The organism is Pseudomonas corrugata, assembly GCF_050920615.1.
In the GTDB taxonomy this organism is placed as follows: Bacteria; Pseudomonadota; Gammaproteobacteria; order Pseudomonadales; family Pseudomonadaceae; genus Aquipseudomonas; species Aquipseudomonas corrugata.
The window spans coordinates 984,035-1,007,511 of sequence record NZ_CP130434.1 but is presented as its reverse complement, the minus strand read 5'-3'; the positions used below and the strand labels follow the sequence as shown (position 1 = coordinate 1,007,511).

The window sequence follows — 23,477 nt, the reverse complement described above, 5'->3', positions numbered from 1 at the left end:
TAGAGTGCGTTGATTCAGCAGAAACCAAGGCGCAAAGACACCTTGGTGATGAGACGATTTTTGGAGTATAGATGTGCAAACTTCTAATAAGAACGCACATATAAACCGGTCCATCATGCAAAAAAACATCACCTCCCTCGGTTCGCTGAACTGGGACGACCTCAAGTTCTTCCTGGAAGTGGCCCGCACCCGCAAGGCCAGCACGGCGGCCAAGCGCCTCGGCGTCGACTACACCACGGTGTCGCGACGCATCGGCTCGCTGGAAGCTTCATTGGGAACACTATTGTTCGAGAAATCCCGGACCAACGGCTTTGTGCTGACCGCCGAAGGCCAACGCCTGTTGAGCTATGCCGAATCGATCGAAAGCACCCTGCATATGGCCTGCGAACAGGTGTCAGGATCGGGCGTCGCGCTGTCCGGTCATGTGCGCATGGGCTGTACGGAGGGCTTCGGCAGCTACTTCATCACGCCGCAACTGAGTCACTTCGTCGATGCCTATCCAGCCATCTCGGTGGACATCCTGCCGCTGCCGCACTTCATCAGCCTCTCCAAGCGCGAGGCCGACATCGTTATTGCCCTGGAACGCCCCGAACATGGTCCTTACGTATGCTGCAAACTGTGTGACTACCGGTTGCAGCTTTACGCCACCCAGCCCTACCTGGACAGCCATCCGCCCATTCACCGTCCGGCCGACCTGCGAAAGCATTCATTCATCAGCTATGTGGATGACCTGGCGTTCAGTTCGGAGTTGCTCTACCTGGCAAACGTGCTGCCCGACGCCAGCGCCCATCTGCGCAGCACCAGCGTGATCGCGCAATTCGTGGCGGCGCAGCAAGGGCGCTCGCTGGCGATTCTGCCGTGCTTTCTCGCCGCCCAGGATCCACGGTTGCTGCCGGTGCTGCCGGAGGACATCACCATCACCCGGCAGTTCTGGATGTACTGCCGCGAGGATCTGCGCAAGCTCAAGCGGATTACGCTGTTGTGGGATTACATCAGAGAGGTGACCGAACAGAATCAGCCACTACTGATGGGTGACAGCCGGGAGATGGTGTTTGCCGATTAGTCGGCAATCACCACGATGGCCACGCGACGGTTCTCCGTCCGGCCTTCGACCGTGTCGTTGGATGCGACCGGTCTGCTGCTGCCCAAGCCGCGGGACTGAACGTTTTCTTCGCGCATGCCAACGCCAATCAGCACCTTGCTCACGCTATTGGCCCGACGTATCGACAGTTGATCGTTATAGGCCTGGGAACCCGATGCGTCGGCATGGCCATCGACACGCACCCGTTCAATACCGGCGCTGAGCAGCGCCTTGCCGATTCGCTCGACGATCTCGGTGCTGGCTTCATTCAGACTTTCCACGTCGCTGCCAAACAGTACTTTACCCGAAAGGCCGAACGCCCAACCCTCTTCGGTCAGTTTGAACCCTTGCTGCTTGAGCACGGCAATCTGCGCAGGCGTAAGGCCTTTTGGCGGGGCAGTCTGGCAACCGCTCAGGGCCAGGACGGCCATGAACAGAAATGAAATGAATATTTGCAGGACAGATTGAGGGTATGAACGCACGCGTCAGCTCCTGATTTGAAGTTAAGCAACGGGGCGCTCCGTCCCCGTCGAATGTTGACCGCCTCGGGCAAGGCGCTTGGCCTGGTACATCGCTGCGTCGGCGGCATGCAGCAAAGCGCCGGGAGTGGCGCCATGATCGGGGTAAACCGCAATGCCGACACTCAGTGAGGTCAGCACCGAAGCATTACCGGGCAATTGAATCGGGACCTCCATACTGGCGATGATCTTCTCAGCGATCCGCTCGGCATCCTCGATCTGGTACAACGGCGCAAGCAGCACCGCGAACTCGTCGCCGCCAAGGCGCGCCACCAGATCATCCTCACGAAGCTGGGCACGGACCCGGGTCGCCACGGCTGTCAGCACGGCATCGCCGGCAGCGTGACCGAAATTGTCATTGATGCCCTTGAACCGATCACTGTCCAGGTACAACACCGCTACCTGCTCGTCGAGTTTGCTTGCATTGCGCAAGGCACGAATCAGCCGGCCTTCGAAAAATGCCCGGTTCGGCAATCCGGTCAGGCTGTCGTGGCTGGCCTGATGCGCCAGGGTTTCGTTCTCGCTCTGCAGGTGGGTCTGCCAGGATTCGAGTTCGGCGAGCAGCGCGTTGAAGTCGTTGCCCAGGTTATCCAGTTCGGCAATGGCAGCCGGCGGCACCCGCCGATCCAGGGCTCGCTCGCTGCGTGCCGCGTGGGCCACGTCCGCCAGGCTACGCAGGGGGCCGGTGATCGCCTGCAGTTGGCGCCGGGCCAGATACAACGCCACCCAGGCACTCACCGCCGTGCACACGATGATCCCTGCCAGCCCGCTGAGCAGAAAGCGCAACAGGCTGCCGCCATGCCCCGCCAAGTGGACACTGCCAATGGCATGCCCTTGATGAAGAATCGGCACGCTGATGGGTTTCTCCAGGAAGGCCTTGGCGATATGCATCTCCAGCTCCGACAACAGACCGGTTTCCGGTCGCTGCCAATGCGCCAACAGACGGCCATGCTCATTGAATACCCGGGCATCGGCGACCTCCTCGGTGCTGGCAATCAATGCCAGCGCCTCGGTGGCTGCCACCGAGTCATCGAACACCACGGCCGCCTCCACGGTGTAGTTGATCGACCGTGCAATCAGGTGCAGGTTATGGTCGGCGTAAACCCGTAACGCAAGTACTCCGAGCAAAGTCAGGGAGACACTGGCCATGGTCACCGCCACCAGCGCAACGATCAGATGGCCGCGACCGATGACCGAGCCCAGAGTGGGACGGATACGCGAAACTGGCAGGCTCATGGCGCCGCAGACCTGCGACGTGACAGTTGCAAGACACTCGGATGGATACGTACGCCACTGCGCGCGACCGAGTCGAGGTTGACCTCGAACGCTACCTGTTCATCGCCCACCCGCAAACAGAACAGGCTGCCCACGGTGCACTGGTCACCACCTTCGCTGATGCTCAATACCGGTTTGCCGGTCAAGGAAGCGAATAATTGGGTGCGCTCATCGGCGGTCAGTCTGCCGACATAGACCGCGTTGCATTCATCAGCAATAGCTGGGTTATCCGCCAGCAAGCGCTGCACGATCACTGTGCGGCCAGTGGCTTGGGTGGTGCCTTTGACCAGATCGTCGGTGTATTGGGTCGGCCCGACAATGCAAAGCTGCAATTGGGTAGGCTCTATGGGCCAGCGGGCGTAGCTGAGAATACCCAGTACGACCTGGGTCACCGCCTCGGCCCGCACCTGCGCGTGACTCACGGGCTCCTGATTTTCGGCTACCAGGACAGGCGACAGCAAACACAAAAAGCTGGCGAGCAGATAATGCCTCCAGTCCTTGGCGCACAGTGCTTGCCGAACAGCCCCGCCCATGGAAACTCTCTTGATCGATCCAGTAAATGTCGGAACGATAGCACAGTGCCAAAAAGCCAGCGAGATAACGCCTTACGGTGGTTTCCGACAAAAAATCGACGTCAGCTAATCCATTGCCTGGAAGGTCCGTTGATTCAGCTACGCGGCTCCAGATCCAGCATCAGGCCGCTCAGGCGCTTGACCTTGCGTCGAACCGCCTCCTCGAATATCCCTGGCCGTGGCTCGATCAGGCTGAACCACTGCTTGGCCCGGGTAATGGCTGTGTATACCAGCTCCTTGGTCAACACGGGGTTCAGCGCATCCGGGAGAATCAGGGCCGTATGGGTGAACTCCGAGCCCTGGGATTTATGCACGGTCATGGCATACACGGTTTCCACATCATTCAAGCGACTGGGCAGGACGAAGCGCACACCGCCCTGCCCGTCGTTGCGCGGGAATGCCACGCGCAGGACCTGCCTGCCGGCATCCGGCCCATCGCGCTCGGGGAGTTTCAGGGCAATCCCGATGTCGCCATTCATCAATCCCAGACCATAGTCGTTGCGGGTCATCAAGACCGGACGGCCCTCGTACCACTGCTGATCGCTGTCGATAAGACGGGCCTTGAGCAGCGCAGCTGTCACTCTCTGGTTCAAGCCTTCGACGCCCCACGGGCCTTTACGCACAGCGCAGAGCAGCTGGAAAGCATCGAACGCTGAGAGGACCTCCCGGGCCCAATCGACCCAGCAGGTGTCTTCCAGTGGACGGGACGCCGCCGGACGTTGCCGCTGCATCAGGCTCAGGTAATGCCGGTAACCCTGGGGACCCTCTGCCAGGCCTTCGAGCAGCAAGTGCTCCAGCGCGTCATCAGGCTCGCCCTTCAACGCCAGGGAAAACAGGTCGGCATGTTGCTTGCCCACCAGCAACTGGCGAGCCTTTTCGGGCTGCTGTTGGTTGACCCATCGAGCCAACTGGCCGATACCACTGCCCTCGCCGAAGCGGCGGGAGTGCCGGAGCATGACGACTTGCTGTGCCAAGGGATGAGTATCATCAAGGTCTTGCTGCAAATCACCGGCCGCCAGGTCTTCGCCGCTGACCAACTCAAGCCAGGCTAGGGTTCGGGCGTTGTACCAGCCCTCCTCGGCATCCCGGCACAAATCCGCCAGCACCGCACCGGCCTCCACCGAGGCCAACTGATCCTTGTCCCCGAGCAGTACCAACCGCGCATGGGGCGGCAACGCATCCAGGAGATTGGCCATCATCTCCAGATCGATCATGGACGCCTCATCGATCACCAGGACGTCCAGTGGCAACCGATTCCCCCCATGATGCCGAAAATGTCGGGTTCCAGGCCTGCTGCCCAACAAACGATGGACAGTGGTCACGTCGCAAGGAATCCGCTCGCGCACGGCCTCGGACACATCCAGCGTCCGGACCTGCTGGCTGATGGATTCGGTCAGGCGCGCCGCCGCCTTACCGGTAGGTGCTGCCAGGCGAATCCGCAGCGGCTTCCCGACCTCGACGGCGGGAGCCTGAAGCAGCGCCAGCAAACGCACGACGGTGGTGGTCTTGCCAGTACCCGGACCGCCGGTCACGATGCTGAAGGCACCCCGGGTCGCCAGGGCACAGGCCAGTTTCTGCCAGTCGATCGGACCTGCGGCCGCGGCCGGCCCGAACAGCCCGTTCAGGCGTTCACTCAAATCGACGGGGGAAGCCTCCTGTTCGGCCAACCGTTGACGCAACGACTCATCGATCCGCCGCTCATAGGTCCAATAGCGCCGCAGATAAAGGCGTTTATCGGCCAGCACCAACGGGCGTTGCCGCGCCTCCTCACGCTCATCCGCAGCCAAGGCCACCAGCCGGCTGGAGGCCAGGGTCTTGCACCAGTGAGCCCCCTCCAGCGCCCGCAGTATCTGTGACGGCAACAGCATCACGCCGGTTTGCGCATCCCCCTCGGGGGGAAGCGATAAGGCGAAATCCGGTTCCTTGAGCGTTTCGAACAGGTCCAGGCAGACATGTCCATGGCCCAACTGATGACTGGCCAGCGCCGCAGCGAGTAGCACCAATGGATCGTCGTCTGGCGCCAGCTCATGAAGGAACGCAACGAAGGCTTTGTCCAGGGCGCGCAACCAACCGCGCTCGACCCAACGCGTCAGCAACAGCAGCAGATCATCCGCACGGTCCAGAGGCGCCAGTTCGATCAGGCTTTCGTCATCCGACGATTTGGGCAGCAGATCGACAAACGTCCGACTCATAGCAATTCTCCCTGTACCCATGCCGGCTCAGCCTTGGGCTCGGGCGCCCCTTGGAAAAGGCGATCCAGCTGTTCGATCAGTGCACGCGCAGGCTTGGTGAAATAGACCCCTTGGCTGGCCGCACGGGTGCCGCGAAGAAACAGGTACAACGCACCGCCGACATGTCGGTCGTAGTCATAGTCGGGCAAGCGCGCCTTGAGCTGACGATGCAACGCCAACAGGTACAACACATATTGCAGATCGTAGCGATTTTCGAGGATCGATTGCTCCATGGCCTGAGGGGTGTAAGCCGCGTCATCGCTCCCCAGCCAATTGGATTTGTAATCCGCCACGTAGTATCGCCCTTCATGCTCGAACGTCAGGTCGATGAACCCCTTGAACATGCCGTTGAGCAGCACCGGCTCCGCAGCGACGCGGGCCACACCGCCATGGGTGAATCGGCAAACCAGCTCATCGAGCTTGAGCACATCGACCTTATGGCTGGCGAACCAGAACTCCATCTCGACCTGGAAACGGCTCAGGTGCTCAAGCACCACCGGCGGTTGATCGTTGCCGATGCGCATAGGCGTTGCCAACAAGTGCCGCAACCAATCGCTGAGCGTCGTGATCCAGCCTTGCCAGCCTCGACGATTGCAGCGCCGGGCAATGGCGTCCTCGATGGCCGTTGGCGCGACGGTAAACCCTTCACCGGCGACCCACTCCAGGAGGCCATGAAGGAAAGTGCCGGGATTGGGCCCGCGGGGGAAACGGTGAATGTCCCCCCCGATAGCGACCACTTCCCTGGGCGCATCAGGATCAAGTCGCTCATCGTCGAACAGTTTCTGGGCCTGGGGATCTTCCGGAGCAGTGTCGCTGCCAGCACTCAGGGTCTCGCCGATGCGCAAGGCGCTATAGGAGGCGATCCACCAGTTTTCACTGGCTTTGCGTACCGGCCTCAAGGGGTCGAGCAGCACGGCTTCGTTGCGCGGAGGCCGATAACGTTCGTCGGTGGCCTGAGGCATCTCCTGGCAACTCACCGCAGCGCTGCCTTGTTGCAGGTCTTCCAGCCAGCGCCGCAATTGCGTCGATTCGGCCAGAGGTATACCGCCGCCCAACAGATACCCCAACGCAGATACATGCAGGATCGAGCTGCTGTTGTTACCCCGCTTGAGATCGGCAACCCCCAGCCAACAGGCATGTTGTGCGCGGGTAAGCGCCACGTAGAGCAGGCGAAGGTCCTCGGCCAGACGTTCGTCATCAGCCTTGGCGATCAGTTCGGCGCAAGGCTTCAGACTGATTTGCGCCTTGCCGGTTTCATCGTGGTAATGCAAGGGCAACCGGCTGCCATCCACCGGCTTCGTCGAACAGATGAACGGCAGGAATACCAACGGATATTCCAGTCCCTTGGACTTGTGGATCGTCACCACCTTGACCAACTGCTCATCACTTTCCAGGCGCAGGATCTGCTCTTCTCCGGCCTGACCGGACAAGGCCAGGTGCTCCGACAGATGCCGGATCAGGGCCTGTTCACCATCCAGCTCTCCGGCCGCCTGTTGCAGGAGTTCGCTGAGGTGCAGCAGGTTGGTCAACACCCGCTCACCATCATTGCGCATCATCAAGGCCTGGGGCAGTTCGAAATCATGCAGCAGGCGCCGCAACATGGGCAGCACCCCCTGGGTGCGCCAGACCGTACGGTAGCCACGGAACTGCATGACCCGCGCTTCCCAGGCCAACTCATCCTGGTTGAGTCGCTCCAGCTCCGTGAGCGGCAGGTTCAGGGTGATGCTCGCCAGCGCAGCCCGCAATGGTCGCTCGACATCCGGCTCGGCACAGGCCCTGAGCCAGATCAGCAAGTCGCGCGCTTCCTGCGAGGCAAACACCGAATCCTTATCGGACAGATAGACACTGCGTACGCCTCGCACGGACAACTCGTCCCGCACCGCCTGCGCCTCTTTACCGTCTCGCACCAGGATCGCGATATCTGCGGGCAACAGCCCACGCAGCGCCTTTCCATCCTCGATGAAGCCGTCGCGCCCCGACTGGCCGCCGTTGAGCAGCGCCGTGATCTCACTGGCGCAGGCGGCCGCCATTTGCTGCCGATAGACCGCACCGGAGAGCGGCTTGTCCGACGGCAAGTGCCAGATATTCAACGCTGCAAGGGGCTGGCCCGCGACCTGCAAAAACTCCTTGCGGCCCTGGGCATCAACGGGCAGGAATGGCACCGGGTTCTTGTCCGGTGCTTCACGAAACAGGAATGCCCCGCGCCCGCTCGGACGGGATTCGGCGTTCCGGAAAATATGGTTTACCGCGCCCACCATGGCGTGGCTGGAGCGGAAGTTCGTTCCCAGGGTATGCAGCCTGCCGGCGGTAGCTTCACGGGCACGCAGGTAAGTATGGATATCGGCGCCACGAAAGGCATAGATGGCCTGTTTCGGGTCACCGATCAGGAACAGCCCTGTTTCAGGGTTGTTGTCTTCGATGCGGTAGATGCTTTCGAAGATCCGGTATTGAACCGGGTCTGTGTCCTGGAACTCATCAATCAGCGCGACCGGAAACTGCTCGCGTATCAGGTTCGCCAGGCGCTCTCCACCCTCGGCCAGCAGGGCCGCGTCCAGCCTCAGCAGCATGTCGTCGAAGCCCATCTCCGCGCGTCGACGTTTCTCTGCCTCGAAGCGCGCCCCTACCCATTGGGCCGCATGCTGCAACACCGCTGCATCTGGAGTAGGCAAGGCCTCCAGACTCGCCTTGAGGCTGGACATGGCCTCCAGCCCTGGATGGTTGGGTACATCGCCTTTCCAGGCCTCGGCCATGCCTTCGGGGGTCAACCGCGTAAATCCGGTACCGATATCCAGGAGCTCGAGGCTCTCGTCATCCACCCAGGCGGAGATTTTCTGAAACCACGGCTCGAAGTAGCGAGCCTGCATCTTGCGCCCGTCGACGCTCTTGCTGGCGACGCCTTGCTGGCAGATCTCCAGCAGCTCAACCGCCCATTGCCGCCATGGAGCCTTGAGGTCGAGCAAGGCGGCACTGCGTTCCTGAAGCGATGCCAGGATGAGCTCGGCAGGCTCAAGCCCCTCATTGCTTTCACGCTCGCTGGAAAACAGCCCCCTAACCCGCGGCAACAGGGAAGCAGGACCTCCCCAATGGCTACGCACCCAGTTCAACGCCTCTCCCTGCATCGAGTAGCAGAACAGCCGCCAGTAGTCGCGCAACACTTCGCCAAGCAATTCGCTGTGATCGGTTTCCAGGGTTTGGGTAAACAGGCTGCCGCTGTCGAACGCGTGCTCACGCAACATCCGCTGACACCAGCTATGGATGGTCGAAACCGCTGCTTCATCCATCCATTGCGCGGCGATGTCCAGCCGGTTGGCACAACCGGGCCATTGCGCTTCGTCGAACTCATCACGCAACTGGGCAATCAGTGAATCGGGAGCCGGAATCTCATTACGGAAGAAGCGCGCCGCTTCGGCCAGGCGCGTGCGGATACGTTCGCGCAGCTCCTTGGTGGCAGCGTCCGTAAAGGTCACGACCAGGATCTGTGGAGGAAGCAGCTCGCGACCGAACCCGGTCGCCGAGCCGCCATGGCCCAGCACCAGTCGCAGGTATAACGCTGAAATGGTAAAGGTCTTGCCAGTCCCCGCACTGGCCTCGATCAATTGGCTCCCTCGCAGGGGAAAAGCCAGGGCCAGAGGTGTCTGCCGAGTCATGATTGCGTCCCCTCGCCAATCGCGGAACGCCATGGGGCCTCGAACAGCGGCCGATAAAGCGCGTTGCACCAGTCAGGAAATGTCTCATCCGCCGCCAGGGCATCGAAGTCGGCAAACTGCCGGGCCAGGGCCGGACTCTCCCGCCGTTCGCCTTCAGAGGTCAGCCCATCGCCTTCGTAGGTTTTCCGGGCCGCCGCCTCGGCTTTATCCGGATCCATCTGGCCGAGCCAGGCGAAGGCCGTTTTGACCGCGACCGGCAGCGGTTGGCGCATGCCTGACTGCCAGGCCTGCAACAGGTCACTGAGCAGTCCTCGCGCCACAGGTTCTTCAAAAGGCGCCAACAGCAAGCTGTCATCACTGGCCACCAACGCAGTAGTCATCGCCAAGCCGCTCGCACACGCTACGAGATGATTGACCCAGGGGCGGATCAGGCGGTGCCATTTACGGGTCCTGACGGAGCCGATGCTGTTGGGTATGGCGGTGATGGCAAGGACTGCGCCGTCGGAGCGCTGGTGCAGGCCACCGAGCCATCCTTCGACACTGACATCATGCAATTGGAGACTGACAGGCACTGCGCTGGTCAACGGATTGGGCCATAACGCCAGAAGTTGCTGATAACGCTGGAGCAGATCCGGCAGGGGCTCGATCAGTTCGCGTTGCATGTACTCACCGAAACCCGCCATGGGTAACAGGCCGCTGTTTTGCAGTCGCTTGGCATGGGCCGCCAGGGCGAGATCCGGCTGATCCAGGCGCACCAGGGCGGCTTCCAGCAAGCTGTCGCTCAGGCTATAGCGCTGGAGGGCATCGAGCACGAAGGGCTCGTCATCAGCCAATGGAGCTTCGATGGCTTCGAAGAACACCTTGAGTCGCTGGCTGAAAAAGTGGCGGACGGGGTTTCGCAGGAAGTCCTGCAATTGCCCGAGGCTCAGAGGCTCTTCCTGAACATAGGGATCCAGCACCTGGACACCGCTCCCAGGGTCCTGGTTGTCGTGAAGCATCCGCCATTCGCTGGCATAGCTGAACAGTTCATTCCCCTGGAGGAAATAACGGGCACTGAACGGTTGCAGGGGATGCTCCTGGGTCAGCACCTCGAGAAGGTCCTTGCTTTCGTCCACCAGTCGCCAGCCACTGGCCAGATGATCCCGCAACTGACCGATCAACACCGATGCGGGTCGGTCGCTGTTGTCGCGGATACTACGCCCTACCCAACTGATATAGAGTTTTTCCCGAGCCGACAGCAGCGCCTCCAATAGCAGGTAACGATCATCCTCACGCCGGGAGCGATCACCGGGCCGATAGTCACTACCCATGAGATCGAAGTCCAACGGCGGCTGGGCTCTGGGATAATCGCCGTCGTTCATTCCCAGCAAGCACACCAGATTGAAGGGAATTGCACGCATCGGCATCAAGGTGCAGAAGTTGACCGCGCCAGCGAGAAAGCGTTGGGACAGTCGACCTTGATCCAGCCCTGCCAGCCAGGCCTCGCGTACCACCGTCAGCGGCAACTCATCCTGCAGCCCCACCGACTCGCAGGTTTCCAGCCAGGTTTCGCGCAGGTCTTCGAGCTGGGCCAGCAGATAGTCGTCATGCTCACTGCTCGCCTGGAAAAACAATTGCATCAAGTCACGCAGACGCGATCCCCACACCTGTGGAGATGCGGACTCGGTGAGCGACTGATGGGCGACGTCCAGCGCATCCAGTAATGCGGCCAGGGGGCCGATCAACGCCGCGTCAAGGCCACCGATTTCGTCATAGGGCTCAATGCCCTCATAGGCGTCCGAACTGCCAACGGCGTATCCCAACAGCATGCGCCGTAGACCAAACCGCCAGCTGTTCTGTTCAAGCTCGGCGGGCAGCCCGAGCCCGGCGCGATGTTCGGCATTCATTCCCCAACGAATACCGGCACCTTCGATCCAACGGTGCAGTGTCGGCAAGTCGGCCTCAACAAGTCCGAATCGCTTACGCAGGGCCGGGACATCCAACAGATCGAGGATTTCACTGACGGGAAAACGGCTATCAGGCAGCTTCAGCAAATGCTCGACGGCAATCAGCAAAGGATCGCGTCCACGCTGCCCCTGGTCGGTCAGGGTGAAGGGAATGAAGCGGGGATCCGTTCTGTCAAGCTGGCCGAACACGGCACGGATATGCGGGGCATAACTGTCGATGTCCGGAACCATGACGATGATGTCCCGAGGACGCAGCGTCGGATCCGCGCTGAAATGGGCCAATAACTGGTCATGGAGAATTTCGACTTCGCGCTGGGCGCTGTGGGCGATATGGAAACGGATCGACCCGTCTTGCTTCGTATCGACGGCAGGCCAGCGTTGTCGGGTTTCACCCAGGGGGCGCAGCTCAAGAATGTCATCCTGTAACTGACCGAGAAGGGTCGTGGGATCGCCATCACTGAACAGGTCGATTCGGCCATCGCGAAACACCGAACGATAGCGATTGGGATCATCGTAGCTGTCGAGCAGGTTGATATAGTCGCGCCCCTGCTTGCCCCATGCCGCGAGTAACGGATGAGCATGTTGATGCAAGGATTGCGGGTCGAGGATAACGGGCATGCCGGTCTTGCGTGCCTGACGTTTGTACTGGTGGCGCAACAGGTCCTTGTCGGCAACGATATCCGCCCAATGATGACGACAAGGGTTATGGACACACAGTAGAACCTGGCTGAACCGCGACAGACCGGCCAGCGCCTCCAGGGCCTGGGCCGGTAGCGAGGAAATACCAAACACTATCACCCGTGCAGGAAGACCTTTCGGAGCGGTCTCCAGGCTGTTGATACGCTCGATGTACCGTTGATGAACGCCTGCACGGCTTTGAGCCATGCCTTCTTCCCCCACATCCACCAACAAGGCTCGCCACAGCTCGGCTTGCCAGCAATTAGCAGGCGCAAGCGCCTTGATTTCGCCTCGGACATTTCTTGTCTGGTGCCGGCCATCTGCCCAGTCCTCCAGCCAATCGGCCCGGTACACCTGATATTGGTCGAACAGATCAGCTAGGCGCTCGGATAACTGGTAGCGCTTGCGTAGATCAGTGTCGTGGGTGAGGAACCGACGCAGAGGCTCGAAATGAGGCTGATCGATCAACTGCGGCAGGAGGCGCATCAGTCGCCAGGTGAGTGGAGCCTTATCCAGCAGCGACTTGACCGGAATCTCGTCGCGCCCCAGAACCGTTCGATAGAGTTGCCACATGAAACTGCCTGGCAGTTGTACATCAATGGCTGCCGCTATACCGCAACCACCGGTATCGTCATCCTCCGGATCCTCAGCCAGTGCCAGCTTGAGCCATTGGGCAATACCGTTGCTCTGTACGAGCGCAATTTCATTCTCAAGCGGGGCCAGCGGATAACGTCGCATCAAGCTGATAACCAGGCTGCGCAGCTCATCGAGGCGATTGCCATGAATCACCATGAAAGCTGGGCTGAGGGACGTCGCGTCCGGCATAAAGGCATCCTTGAAAATGCAAAAAGCTAGGGCCGAACCTTAGCACTGTCGGGGGGTTGTGGCAGCCGGGAACGGTCCACGCTTGTCGTAAGAACTTTCCTGCGGGCAAAACAAAACCCCTACCTGCATCAGCAGATAGGGGTTTCGGAATTTAATCTTGACGATGACCTACTCTCACATGGGGAAACCCCACACTACCATCGGCGATGCATCGTTTCACTTCTGAGTTCGGGATGGGATCAGGTGGTTCCAACGCTCTATGGTCGTCAAGAAATTCGGTAGCCAGCGCGTTGCGTGGGCAACGTTCCAGCGAATGGGTATGCGATAGTTTGTGTGTTGCTGCTGAGTCAGTTCGAACTTTCGGTTCGTTTCGTCTTCACACACCGCAATCTGGTGCCCTGTGCTTTTCAGCTCGGAGCAAGCAAATTGCTTGGGTGTTATATGGTCAAGCCTCACGGGCAATTAGTACAGGTTAGCTCAACGCCTCACAGCGCTTACACACCCTGCCTATCAACGTCGTAGTCTTCGACGGCCCTTCAGGGAGCTCAAGGCTCCAGTGAGATCTCATCTTGAGGCAAGTTTCCCGCTTAGATGCTTTCAGCGGTTATCTTTTCCGAACATAGCTACCCGGCAATGCCACTGGCGTGACAACCGGAACACCAGAGGTTCGTCCACTCCGGTCCTCTCGTACTAGGAGCAGCCCCTCTCAAATCTCAAACGTCCACGGCAGATAGGGACCGAACTGTCTCACGACGTTCTAAACCCAGCTCGCGTACCACTTTAAATGGCGAACAGCCATACCCTTGGGACCGGCTTCAGCCCCAGGATGTGATGAGCCGACATCGAGGTGCCAAACACCGCCGTCGATATGAACTCTTGGGCGGTATCAGCCTGTTATCCCCGGAGTACCTTTTATCCGTTGAGCGATGGCCCTTCCATACAGAACCACCGGATCACTAAGACCTACTTTCGTACCTGCTCGACGTGTCTGTCTCGCAGTCAAGCGCGCTTTTGCCTTTATACTCTACGACCGATTTCCGACCGGTCTGAGCGCACCTTCGTACTCCTCCGTTACTCTTTAGGAGGAGACCGCCCCAGTCAAACTACCCACCATACACTGTCCTCGATCCGGATAACGGACCTGAGTTAGAACCTCAAAGTTGCCAGGGTGGTATTTCAAGGATGGCTCCACGCAGACTGGCGTCCACGCTTCAAAGCCTCCCACCTATCCTACACAAGCAAATTCAAAGTCCAGTGCAAAGCTATAGTAAAGGTTCACGGGGTCTTTCCGTCTAGCCGCGGATACACTGCATCTTCACAGCGATTTCAATTTCACTGAGTCTCGGGTGGAGACAGCGCCGCCATCGTTACGCCATTCGTGCAGGTCGGAACTTACCCGACAAGGAATTTCGCTACCTTAGGACCGTTATAGTTACGGCCGCCGTTTACCGGGGCTTCGATCAAGAGCTTCGCGTTAGCTAACCCCATCAATTAACCTTCCGGCACCGGGCAGGCGTCACACCCTATACGTCCACTTTCGTGTTTGCAGAGTGCTGTGTTTTTAATAAACAGTCGCAGCGGCCTGGTATCTTCGACCGGCGTGGGCTTACGCAGCAAGTGCTTCACCCTCACCGGCGCACCTTCTCCCGAAGTTACGGTGCCATTTTGCCTAGTTCCTTCACCCGAGTTCTCTCAAGCGCCTTGGTATTCTCTACCCAACCACCTGTGTCGGTTTGGGGTACGGTTCCTGGTTATCTGAAGCTTAGAAGCTTTTCTTGGAAGCATGGCATCAACCACTTCGTCACCCAAAGGGTAACTCGTCATCAGCTCTCGGCCTTAAGATCCCGGATTTACCTAAGATCTCAGCCTACCACCTTAAACTTGGACAACCAACGCCAAGCTGGCCTAGCCTTCTCCGTCCCTCCATCGCAATAACCAGAAGTACAGGAATATTAACCTGTTTTCCATCGACTACGCTTTTCAGCCTCGCCTTAGGGACCGACTAACCCTGCGTCGATTAACGTTGCGCAGGAAACCTTGGTCTTTCGGCGTGGGTGTTTTTCACACCCATTGTCGTTACTCATGTCAGCATTCGCACTTCTGATACCTCCAGCAAGCTTCTCAACTCACCTTCACAGGCTTACAGAACGCTCCTCTACCGCATCACTTACGTGATACCCGTAGCTTCGGTGTATGGTTTGAGCCCCGTTACATCTTCCGCGCAGGCCGACTCGACTAGTGAGCTATTACGCTTTCTTTAAAGGGTGGCTGCTTCTAAGCCAACCTCCTAGCTGTCTAAGCCTTCCCACATCGTTTCCCACTTAACCATAACTTTGGGACCTTAGCTGACGGTCTGGGTTGTTTCCCTTTTCACGACGGACGTTAGCACCCGCCGTGTGTCTCCCATGCTCGGCACTTGTAGGTATTCGGAGTTTGCATCGGTTTGGTAAGTCGGGATGACCCCCTAGCCGAAACAGTGCTCTACCCCCTACAGTGATACATGAGGCGCTACCTAAATAGCTTTCGAGGAGAACCAGCTATCTCCGAGCTTGATTAGCCTTTCACTCCGATCCACAGGTCATCCGCTAACTTTTCAACGGTAGTCGGTTCGGTCCTCCAGTCAGTGTTACCTAACCTTCAACCTGCCCATGGATAGATCGCCCGGTTTCGGGTCTATTCCCAGCGACTAGACGCCCTATTAAGACTCGCTTTCGCTACGCCTCCCCTATTCGGTTAAGCTCGCCACTGAAAATAAGTCGCTGACCCATTATACAAAAGGTACGCAGTCACAGAACAAAGTCTGCTCCCACTGCTTGTACGCATACGGTTTCAGGATCTATTTCACTCCCCTCTCCGGGGTTCTTTTCGCCTTTCCCTCACGGTACTAGTTCACTATCGGTCAGTCAGTAGTATTTAGCCTTGGAGGATGGTCCCCCCATATTCAGACAAAGTTTCTCGTGCTCCGTCCTACTCGATTTCACTTCTAAGATCCTTTCGCGTACAGGGCTATCACCCACTATGGCCGCACTTTCCAGAGCGTTCCGCTAAAATCAAAGAAGCTTAAGGGCTAGTCCCCGTTCGCTCGCCACTACTAAGGGAATCTCGGTTGATTTCTTTTCCTCAGGGTACTTAGATGTTTCAGTTCCCCTGGTTCGCCTCTTGCACCTATGTATTCAGTGCAAGATAACCATCTTGTGATGGCTGGGTTCCCCCATTCAGACATCTCCGGATCACAGTCTGTTTGCCGACTCCCCGAAGCTTTTCGCAGGCTACCACGTCTTTCATCGCCTCTGACTGCCAAGGCATCCACCGTATGCGCTTCTTCACTTGACCATATAACCCCAAGCAATCTGGTTATACTGTGAAGACGACATTCGCCGAAAATTCGATCTTGCTCATGAGAGCAACTCACAAATTTTACCTTAGCCTGATCCGTTACCAGTGAAAGTAACGTTCAGTCTATCTTTCTATCACATACCCAAATTTTTAAAGAACGATCTAATCAAAAGACTAGAAATCAACATTCATCATCGCGTCGATGGAATGCTCATTTCTAAGCTTTAAACGAGGGTCACCAATCGGTAATGGTGGAGCCAAGCGGGATCGAACCGCTGACCTCCTGCGTGCAAGGCAGGCGCTCTCCCAGCTGAGCTATGGCCCCGTATCGCTACAGGGTGCACCAGTAATTGGTGGGTCTGGGCAGATTCGAACTGCCGACCTCACCCTTATCAGGGGTGCGCTCTAACCAACTGAGCTACAGACCCAATCGTCTTCTTCAATGAATCAAGCAATTCGTGTGGGAGCTCATGGAGCAGCTGCTGTCGTCGATTAAGGAGGTGATCCAGCCGCAGGTTCCCCTACGGCTACCTTGTTACGACTTCACCCCAGTCATGAATCACACCGTGGTAACCGTCCCCCCGAAGGTTAGACTAGCTACTTCTGGTGCAACCCACTCCCATGGTGTGACGGGCGGTGTGTACAAGGCCCGGGAACGTATTCACCGCGACATTCTGATTCGCGATTACTAGCGATTCCGACTTCACGCAGTCGAGTTGCAGACTGCGATCCGGACTACGATCGGTTTTATGGGATTAGCTCCACCTCGCGGCTTGGCAACCCTCTGTACCGACCATTGTAGCACGTGTGTAGCCCAGGCCGTAAGGGCCATGATGACTTGACGTCATCCCCACCTTCCTCCGGTTTGTCACCGGCAGTCTCCTTAGAGTGCCCACCATAACGTGCTGGTAACTAAGGACAAGGGTTGCGCTCGTTACGGGACTTAACCCAACATCTCACGACACGAGCTGACGACAGCCATGCAGCACCTGTCTCAATGTTCCCGAAGGCACCAATCCATCTCTGGAAAGTTCATTGGATGTCAAGGCCTGGTAAGGTTCTTCGCGTTGCTTCGAATTAAACCACATGCTCCACCGCTTGTGCGGGCCCCCGTCAATTCATTTGAGTTTTAACCTTGCGGCCGTACTCCCCAGGCGGTCAACTTAATGCGTTAGCTGCGCCACTAAGAGCTCAAGGCTCCCAACGGCTAGTTGACATCGTTTACGGCGTGGACTACCAGGGTATCTAATCCTGTTTGCTCCCCACGCTTTCGCACCTCAGTGTCAGTATCAGTCCAGGTGGTCGCCTTCGCCACTGGTGTTCCTTCCTATATCTACGCATTTCACCGCTACACAGGAAATTCCACCACCCTCTACCATACTCTAGCTTGTCAGTTTTGAATGCAGTTCCCAGGTTGAGCCCGGGGCTTTCACATCCAACTTAACAAACCACCTACGCGCGCTTTACGCCCAGTAATTCCGATTAACGCTTGCACCCTCTGTATTACCGCGGCTGCTGGCACAGAGTTAGCCGGTGCTTATTCTGTCGGTAACGTCAAAACACTAACGTATTAGGTTAATGCCCTTCCTCCCAACTTAAAGTGCTTTACAATCCGAAGACCTTCTTCACACACGCGGCATGGCTGGATCAGGCTTTCGCCCATTGTCCAATATTCCCCACTGCTGCCTCCCGTAGGAGTCTGGACCGTGTCTCAGTTCCAGTGTGACTGATCATCCTCTCAGACCAGTTACGGATCGTCGCCTTGGTGAGCCATTACCTCACCAACTAGCTAATCCGACCTAGGCTCATCTGATAGCGCAAGGCCCGAAGGTCCCCTGCTTTCTCCCGTAGGACGTATGCGGTATTAGCGTCCGTTTCCGAGCGTTATCCCCCACTACCAGGCAGATTCCTAGGCATTACTCACCCGTCCGCCGCTCTCAAGAGGTGCAAGCACCTCTCTACCGCTCGACTTGCATGTGTTAGGCCTGCCGCCAGCGTTCAATCTGAGCCATGATCAAACTCTTCAGTTCAAACATCTTTGGGTTTTGAGAAAACCCTAAACTTGGCTCAGCAATCGTTGGTTACATCTTTGATTTCTCGCGGAGTAACTTGTGATGCTGATAATCTGTTGACTAGCAGTCTGACTCCACAAGCACCCACACGAATTGCTTGATTCAGTTGTTAAAGAGCGGTGGGTTGAGCCTTTCGTCTCAACCGAGGCGCGCATTCTACAGCGCCCCGTGTATCTGTCAAGCGATTATTTTTGAAGTTTTCAAAGTTTTGCTTTTCAAAACCTCAACAACTTCAACCACTTGCGCTTTCGATCTCTCGTTAGCGGGAGGCGAATTCTACAGCGTTAGTCGCTGCTGTCAACACCTCTTTTTCACCGCTTTCGACCGAGAAGATCGAACCGTTAACTGAGCCAGACAACCTGCCCTGCCAACTCCTTCCGCGACTTCGATGAACTGAAGCCCTGCGCCATCTTAAATCGTCTAACTCATTGAAACTCAAGGAGTTTTCCGTTTCGACTGCGCCGGAAGTGGGGCGAATTATAGAGACTCAGAATCTGCCGTCAACACCTATTTTCATGTTTCTGTCATATCGGTCAAAAACCTCCATAAACAAAGAGGCCGACGCTTAAGCGCCGGCCTCTTTGTTTATCCATTACAAACTGGGAAACGCGAACTGCGAAGCTTCATGACTGGCGCGTTGTGGCCAGCGCTGGGTAATGGCCTTGCGACGGGTATAGAAGCGCACGCCATCCGGGCCGTAGGCGTGCAGGTCGCCAAACAACGAACGCTTCCAACCGCCAAAGCTGTGATAAGCCACAGGTACAGGCAGCGGTACGTTGACGCCCACCATGCCCACTTCAATCTCGTCGCAGAACAAGCGCGCCGCTTCGCCATCGCGGGTGAAGATGCAGGTGCCGTTGCCATACTCGTGATCGTTGATCAGTTGCATGGCCTCCTCCAGGCTGTTGACCCGGACAATGCACAGTACTGGGCCAAAGATCTCTTCTTTATAGATGCGCATCTGCGGCGTCACACGATCGAACAGGCAACCCCCCAGGAAGAAACCGTCTTCGTGACCCGCCACGCTCAAGCCACGGCCATCGACTACCAGCGAAGCACCCGCCGAAACACCGTCTTCTATATAGCCGCTGACCTTGTCGCGATGCTGACCGGTCACTAACGGCCCCATGTCCAGACCGCAAGAAGTACCGGCACCGATTTTCAACGCCTGGATCTGCGGCACCAGCTTGGCTACCAGCGCATCCGCTACCTGATCGCCCACACAGACAGCCACCGAAATCGCCATGCAACGTTCGCCGCATGAACCATAGGCCGCCCCCATCAACGCGTTGACTGCGTTGTCCAGATCGGCATCCGGCATCAGCACCGCATGGTTCTTCGCCCCGCCCAATGCCTGGACGCGTTTACCGCGACGGGTCCCCTCGGCGTAGATGTATTCGGCAATCGGTGTCGAGCCGACAAAACTCAGCGCCTTCACTTCCGGCGCCTCGATCAGCGCATCCACGGCAACCTTGTCACCATGCACGACACTCAACACGCCCTCGGGCAATCCGGCTTCCAGCAGCAATTGTGCAATCAGCAGTGTCGAGCTCGGGTCACGCTCGGATGGCTTGAGAATGAAGCAGTTGCCGCAAACGATCGCCAGCGGATACATCCACAGTGGAACCATCGCCGGGAAGTTGAACGGGGTAATACCCGCCACGACGCCCAACGGCTGGAAATCCGACCAGGCATCGATGTTCGGCCCTACGTTGCGGCTGTATTCACCCTTCAGAACTTCCGGAGCCGCACAGGCGAATTCGACGTTCTCGATACCTCGCTTAAGCTCACCGGCAGCATCTTCCAGGGTCTTGCCGTGCTCCTCACTGATCATTTGCGCGATACGCGACTCGTTCTGTTCCAGCAACTGTTTGAAGCGAAACATCACCTGGGCACGCTTGGCCGCTGGTGTCTTGCGCCAGGCCGGGAACGCTGCGGTAGCGGCATCGATGGCCTGTTGCACGGTAGCGCGATCGGCCAGCGACACCTTGTGGATGGCCTGGCCAGTGGATGGATTGAAGACGTCCGCTGTACGCGTGTTGTCGCTTATCAGTTCGCCATTGATCAGATGCGGGATGAGACTCATGGGGACTCCAGAATTTTTATCCACAGGCGCCCGCGGCCGGACGCCTGTCGTTGAAGGTGATAGAGAGGCAGTCAGTCGAGCTTGTTCAACACTTCACCGACCGCGTCGAACAGACGATCCAGATCCTGTGGCTTGCTGTTGAACGTTGGCCCGAACTGCAGCGTGTCGCCACCGAAGCGCACGTAGAATCCGGCCTTCCACAACGCCATGCCGGCCTCGAACGGACGCACAATCGCATCGCCGTCTCGTGGAGCGATCTGGATCGCGCCGGCCAGGCCAAAGTTGCGGATGTCGATCACGTTCTTCGCGCCTTTAATTCCATGCAAAACCTTCTCGAAATGTGGCGCGACTTCGGCCACGCTCTGCACCAGGTTTTCCTTCTGCAGCAGATCCAGCGCCGCCAGCCCCGCCGCGCACGCCACCGGGTGCGCCGAATAGGTATAGCCGTGAGGAAATTCCACCGCGTACTCAGGCGTCGGCTGGTTCATGAAAGTCTGGTAGATCTCGCTGCTGGCAATGACCGCCCCCATCGGAATCGCACCGTTGGTGACTTGCTTGGCGATGCACATCAGGTCAGGCGTCACGCCGAAACTGTCAGCACCGAACATCGAACCCGTGCGGCCGAAACCGGTAATCACTTCGTCGAATACCAGCAGGATATTGTGCTGGTCGCAAATCTGCCGCAGGCGCTTGAGGTAGCCCTCAGGCGGAACCAGCACACCGGCGGACCCGGCCATGGGCTCGACGAAGACGGCCGCAATGTTGGAGGCGTCGTGCAACTCGATCAGCTTCAGCAGTTCGTCGGCCAGGGCAATGCCTCCCTCTTTCGGCATGCCACGGGAATAGGCATTGCTCGCCAACAAGGTATGGGGCAGGTGATCGACGTCCGCCATTGCCTGGCCAAACAGTTTGCGGTTACCGCTTACGCCGCCCAGGCTGGTACCTGCGATGTTCACGCCGTGGTAGCCACGGGCACGCCCGATCATTTTGGTCTTGGTGGCCTGGCCCTTGAGACGCCAGTAGGCGCGAACCATCTTTACCGCCGTATCGGCGCACTCGGAACCGGAGTCGGTGAAGAACACATGATTGAGATTGCCTGGCGTCAGGCTGGTGATTCTTTCCGCGAGTTGGAACGACAGCGGATGACCGTATTGGAACCCCGGAGAGTAATCGAGGGTGCCCAGCTGCTTGGCGACCGCGTCCTGGATTTCCTTGCGGGTGTGCCCGGCACCGCAGGTCCACAGACCCGACAATGAGTCATACACCTTGCGCCCATGTTCATCAATCAGCCAACTGCCTTCGGCGCCGATGATCAGACGCGGGTCGCGCTGGAAGTTGCGGTTAGCGGTGTAAGGCATCCAGTGAGCATCAAGCTTGAGCTGACTGGCCAGGGAACTGGCCGCATGTTCGGGCATGTTCATCGACAAAACCTCGCAAAATATGAACGGTATCGGGGCAACCCCCTGGTTGCAGCTAACTTGCCACGGCGATAAAGTCGGTGAAATCCAACTTTTCTAACCTTCAGTCAGTGGATTACTAAACTATGAGCGTCCGCCGCCCCGATCCGCTGGCCCAGGTCAGCGATTTTGATATTCGTCTGCTGCGCATCTTCCGTAGCGTAGTGGAATGTGGGGGATTCTCCGCGGCGGAAACGGTGTTGGGTATCGGCCGCTCGGCCATCAGCCAGCAGATGAGCGATCTTGAGCAGCGCCTGGGCCTGCGGCTGTGTCAACGCGGGCGCGCGGGATTCTCACTGACAGAGGAGGGTCGCGAGGTCTATCAGTCGGCCCTGCAACTGTTAAGTGCCCTGGAAAGCTTCCGTACCGAGGTCAATGGCCTGCATCAACACCTGCGCGGTGAACTGAACATCGGCCTGACCGACAACCTCGTCACCCTCCCCCACATGCGCATCACCCATGCCCTGGCTCAACTGAAGGAGCGTGGGCCCGACGTGCAAATCCAGATTCGCATGATCGCCCCCAACGAAGTCGAGCAAGGTGTTCTCGACGGGCGACTGCATGTCGGCGTGGTCCCTCAAGCCAGCGCTCTTTCCGGGCTGGAGTACCAACCGCTCTACAGCGAACGCTCATTGCTGTATTGCGCGGTCGGCCATCCACTGTTTTATGTGGACGACTTGCAGCTCGACGAAACCCGCCTCAACAACCAGGACGCCATCGCCCCCACCTTTCGCCTGCCGGTCGACATCCAGGCGCATTACCAAGCACTCAACTGCACCGCCAGTGCATCGGATCGCGAAGGCATGGCGTTCCTGATTCTCACCGGTCGCTACATCGGCTACCTGCCGGATCACTACGCCAACCTCTGGGTCCAGCAAGGCCGGTTACGCGCCCTGAAACCCACGACGCGGTTCTATGACCTGAGCCTGGCCTCGGTGACGCGCAAGGGGCGCCGCCCTCATCTGGTGCTGGAGAGTTTTCTCGAGAGCCTGGCGGCAACCCGCTAGTGCGTTCGTCTTTTGTGGCAGCAGTACTTGTCGGATCGGTTACGGTGCGCTATCAACGCATTTGCTTGCCCACAGACCCAGCCCGGAAATGTCCATGACCTTTGAAGTCCCAGCCCACGGTGGCAAGCCCACCGGCCGCATTCGTCAGAAGAACGAAGAGACCATCCTCAAGGCTGCTGAAGATGAATTCGCCCGTCACGGATTCAAAGGCACCAGCATGAATACCATCGCGCTGAACGCCGGATTGCCCAAGGCTAACCTGCACTACTACTTCACCAACAAGCTCGGGCTGTACGTGGCGGTGCTGAGCAATATCATCGAGTTGTGGGACAGCACCTTCAATACCCTCACCGCCGAGGATGACCCGGCCGAGGCCTTGACCCGCTACATTCGTGCCAAGATGGAGTTTTCCCGCCGCCACCCCCAGGCATCGCGGATCTTTGCCATGGAAGTGATCAGCGGCGGCGAGTGCCTGACCGAATACTTCAACCAGGACTACCGCGCCTGGTTCAAGGGCCGCGCAGCGGTGTTCCAGGCGTGGATCGATGCCGGCAAGATGGACCCGATCGACCCGGTGCATTTGATCTTCCTGTTATGGGGCAGCACCCAGCACTACGCCGACTTCGCCACCCAGATCTGCCGCGTGACCGGCCGCAGCAAGCTGAGCAAGCAAGACATGATCGATGCCGGCGACAACCTGATCCGCATCATTCTCAAAGGCTGCGGCCTGACACCCACCCTCTAAG

General features: G+C 58.2%; 11 protein-coding genes, 2 tRNA genes and 3 rRNA genes. 3 read left to right on the top strand and 13 right to left on the bottom strand.

Annotation, left to right across the window (positions count from 1 at the left end; genetic code table 11):
- Positions 1 to 115: 115 nt before the first annotated feature.
- Entirely contained in the window at positions 116 to 1,063 is a 948-nt protein-coding gene (locus QZH45_RS04345) for a LysR family transcriptional regulator (protein WP_024781078.1), read from the top strand.
- Here the strand turns inward: QZH45_RS04345 and QZH45_RS04340 are convergent.
- The 13 genes from QZH45_RS04340 to QZH45_RS04280 form a co-directional block, all read right to left on the bottom strand.
- On the bottom strand, positions 1,060 to 1,512 hold the full coding sequence (locus QZH45_RS04340; protein ID WP_050593890.1) for an OmpA family protein: 453 nt from the start codon (positions 1,510 to 1,512) through the stop codon (positions 1,060 to 1,062). The two genes, QZH45_RS04345 and QZH45_RS04340, sit on opposite strands and share 4 nt — an antisense overlap.
- Positions 1,513 to 1,584: 72 nt before the next feature.
- Complete coding sequence (locus QZH45_RS04335; protein WP_033035174.1) at positions 1,585 to 2,835, bottom strand: diguanylate cyclase domain-containing protein; 1,251 nt, start codon at positions 2,833 to 2,835, stop codon at positions 1,585 to 1,587.
- Positions 2,832 to 3,407, bottom strand: a complete 576-nt coding sequence (locus tag QZH45_RS04330; protein WP_024781076.1) for a YfiR family protein — start codon at positions 3,405 to 3,407, stop codon at positions 2,832 to 2,834. The genes QZH45_RS04335 and QZH45_RS04330 overlap by 4 nt, the downstream gene beginning before the upstream one ends.
- Positions 3,408 to 3,541: 134 nt before the next feature.
- Entirely contained in the window at positions 3,542 to 5,638 is a 2,097-nt protein-coding gene (gene recD / locus QZH45_RS04325) for an exodeoxyribonuclease V subunit alpha (RefSeq protein WP_024781075.1), read from the bottom strand.
- Positions 5,635 to 9,324: an exodeoxyribonuclease V subunit beta gene (gene recB, locus QZH45_RS04320; protein WP_024781074.1), complete on the bottom strand. Its 3,690-nt coding sequence runs from the start codon at positions 9,322 to 9,324 to the stop codon at positions 5,635 to 5,637. Before recB ends, recD begins: the two co-directional genes overlap by 4 nt.
- A complete protein-coding gene (recC, locus tag QZH45_RS04315; protein ID WP_024781073.1) occupies positions 9,321 to 12,773 on the bottom strand; it encodes an exodeoxyribonuclease V subunit gamma in 3,453 nt (1,150 codons plus the stop codon). Before recC ends, recB begins: the two co-directional genes overlap by 4 nt.
- 155 nt (positions 12,774 to 12,928) lie before the next feature.
- Positions 12,929 to 13,044: ribosomal RNA gene (rrf, locus tag QZH45_RS04310) — 5S ribosomal RNA — on the bottom strand.
- A 170-nt stretch (positions 13,045 to 13,214) separates the two neighbouring features.
- Positions 13,215 to 16,106: ribosomal RNA gene (locus QZH45_RS04305) — 23S ribosomal RNA — on the bottom strand.
- Positions 16,107 to 16,358: 252 nt separating this feature from the next.
- Positions 16,359 to 16,434 (bottom strand) — tRNA-Ala (locus QZH45_RS04300).
- A 26-nt stretch (positions 16,435 to 16,460) separates the two neighbouring features.
- Positions 16,461 to 16,537: transfer RNA gene (locus QZH45_RS04295), tRNA-Ile, on the bottom strand.
- 65 nt (positions 16,538 to 16,602) lie between these two features.
- Positions 16,603 to 18,139 (bottom strand): 16S ribosomal RNA (locus tag QZH45_RS04290).
- Together the 16S, 23S and 5S rRNA genes with 2 tRNA genes alongside form the textbook arrangement of a ribosomal RNA operon.
- A 634-nt stretch (positions 18,140 to 18,773) precedes the next feature.
- On the bottom strand, positions 18,774 to 20,267 hold the full coding sequence (locus tag QZH45_RS04285) for a CoA-acylating methylmalonate-semialdehyde dehydrogenase (protein ID WP_024779065.1): 1,494 nt from the start codon (positions 20,265 to 20,267) through the stop codon (positions 18,774 to 18,776).
- Positions 20,268 to 20,338: 71 nt separating this feature from the next.
- A complete protein-coding gene (locus tag QZH45_RS04280) occupies positions 20,339 to 21,688 on the bottom strand; it encodes an aspartate aminotransferase family protein (protein ID WP_024779066.1) in 1,350 nt (449 codons plus the stop codon).
- 122 nt (positions 21,689 to 21,810) lie between these two features.
- Here QZH45_RS04280 and QZH45_RS04275 point away from each other — a divergent pair, with 122 nt between their 5' ends.
- Both QZH45_RS04275 and QZH45_RS04270 read left to right on the top strand, forming a co-directional pair.
- Complete coding sequence (locus tag QZH45_RS04275) at positions 21,811 to 22,731, top strand: LysR family transcriptional regulator (RefSeq protein ID WP_024779067.1); 921 nt, start codon at positions 21,811 to 21,813, stop codon at positions 22,729 to 22,731.
- 94 nt (positions 22,732 to 22,825) lie between these two features.
- Positions 22,826 to 23,476 (top strand): TetR/AcrR family transcriptional regulator, encoded by a 651-nt coding sequence (locus QZH45_RS04270; protein WP_024779068.1) that lies wholly within the window; start codon positions 22,826 to 22,828, stop codon positions 23,474 to 23,476.
- The last annotated feature ends 1 nt before the right edge of the window (position 23,477 follow it).

Bases quoted from the DNA above. Each gene is read 5' to 3' on its own strand.
- QZH45_RS04345 (WP_024781078.1), top strand. From the start codon at position 116: ATGCAAAAAAACATCACCTCCCTCGGTTCGCTGAACTGGGACGACCTC.
- QZH45_RS04340 (WP_050593890.1), bottom strand. From the start codon at position 1,512: ATGGCCGTCCTGGCCCTGAGCGGTTGCCAGACTGCCCCGCCAAAAGGC.
- QZH45_RS04335 (WP_033035174.1), bottom strand. From the start codon at position 2,835: ATGAGCCTGCCAGTTTCGCGTATCCGTCCCACTCTGGGCTCGGTCATC.
- QZH45_RS04330 (WP_024781076.1), bottom strand. From the start codon at position 3,407: ATGGGCGGGGCTGTTCGGCAAGCACTGTGCGCCAAGGACTGGAGGCAT.
- recD (WP_024781075.1), bottom strand. From the start codon at position 5,638: ATGAGTCGGACGTTTGTCGATCTGCTGCCCAAATCGTCGGATGACGAA.
- recB (WP_024781074.1), bottom strand. From the start codon at position 9,324: ATGACTCGGCAGACACCTCTGGCCCTGGCTTTTCCCCTGCGAGGGAGC.
- recC (WP_024781073.1), bottom strand. From the start codon at position 12,773: ATGCCGGACGCGACGTCCCTCAGCCCAGCTTTCATGGTGATTCATGGC.
- QZH45_RS04285 (WP_024779065.1), bottom strand. From the start codon at position 20,267: ATGAGTCTCATCCCGCATCTGATCAATGGCGAACTGATAAGCGACAAC.
- QZH45_RS04280 (WP_024779066.1), bottom strand. From the start codon at position 21,688: ATGAACATGCCCGAACATGCGGCCAGTTCCCTGGCCAGTCAGCTCAAG.
- QZH45_RS04275 (WP_024779067.1), top strand. From the start codon at position 21,811: ATGAGCGTCCGCCGCCCCGATCCGCTGGCCCAGGTCAGCGATTTTGAT.
- QZH45_RS04270 (WP_024779068.1), top strand. From the start codon at position 22,826: ATGACCTTTGAAGTCCCAGCCCACGGTGGCAAGCCCACCGGCCGCATT.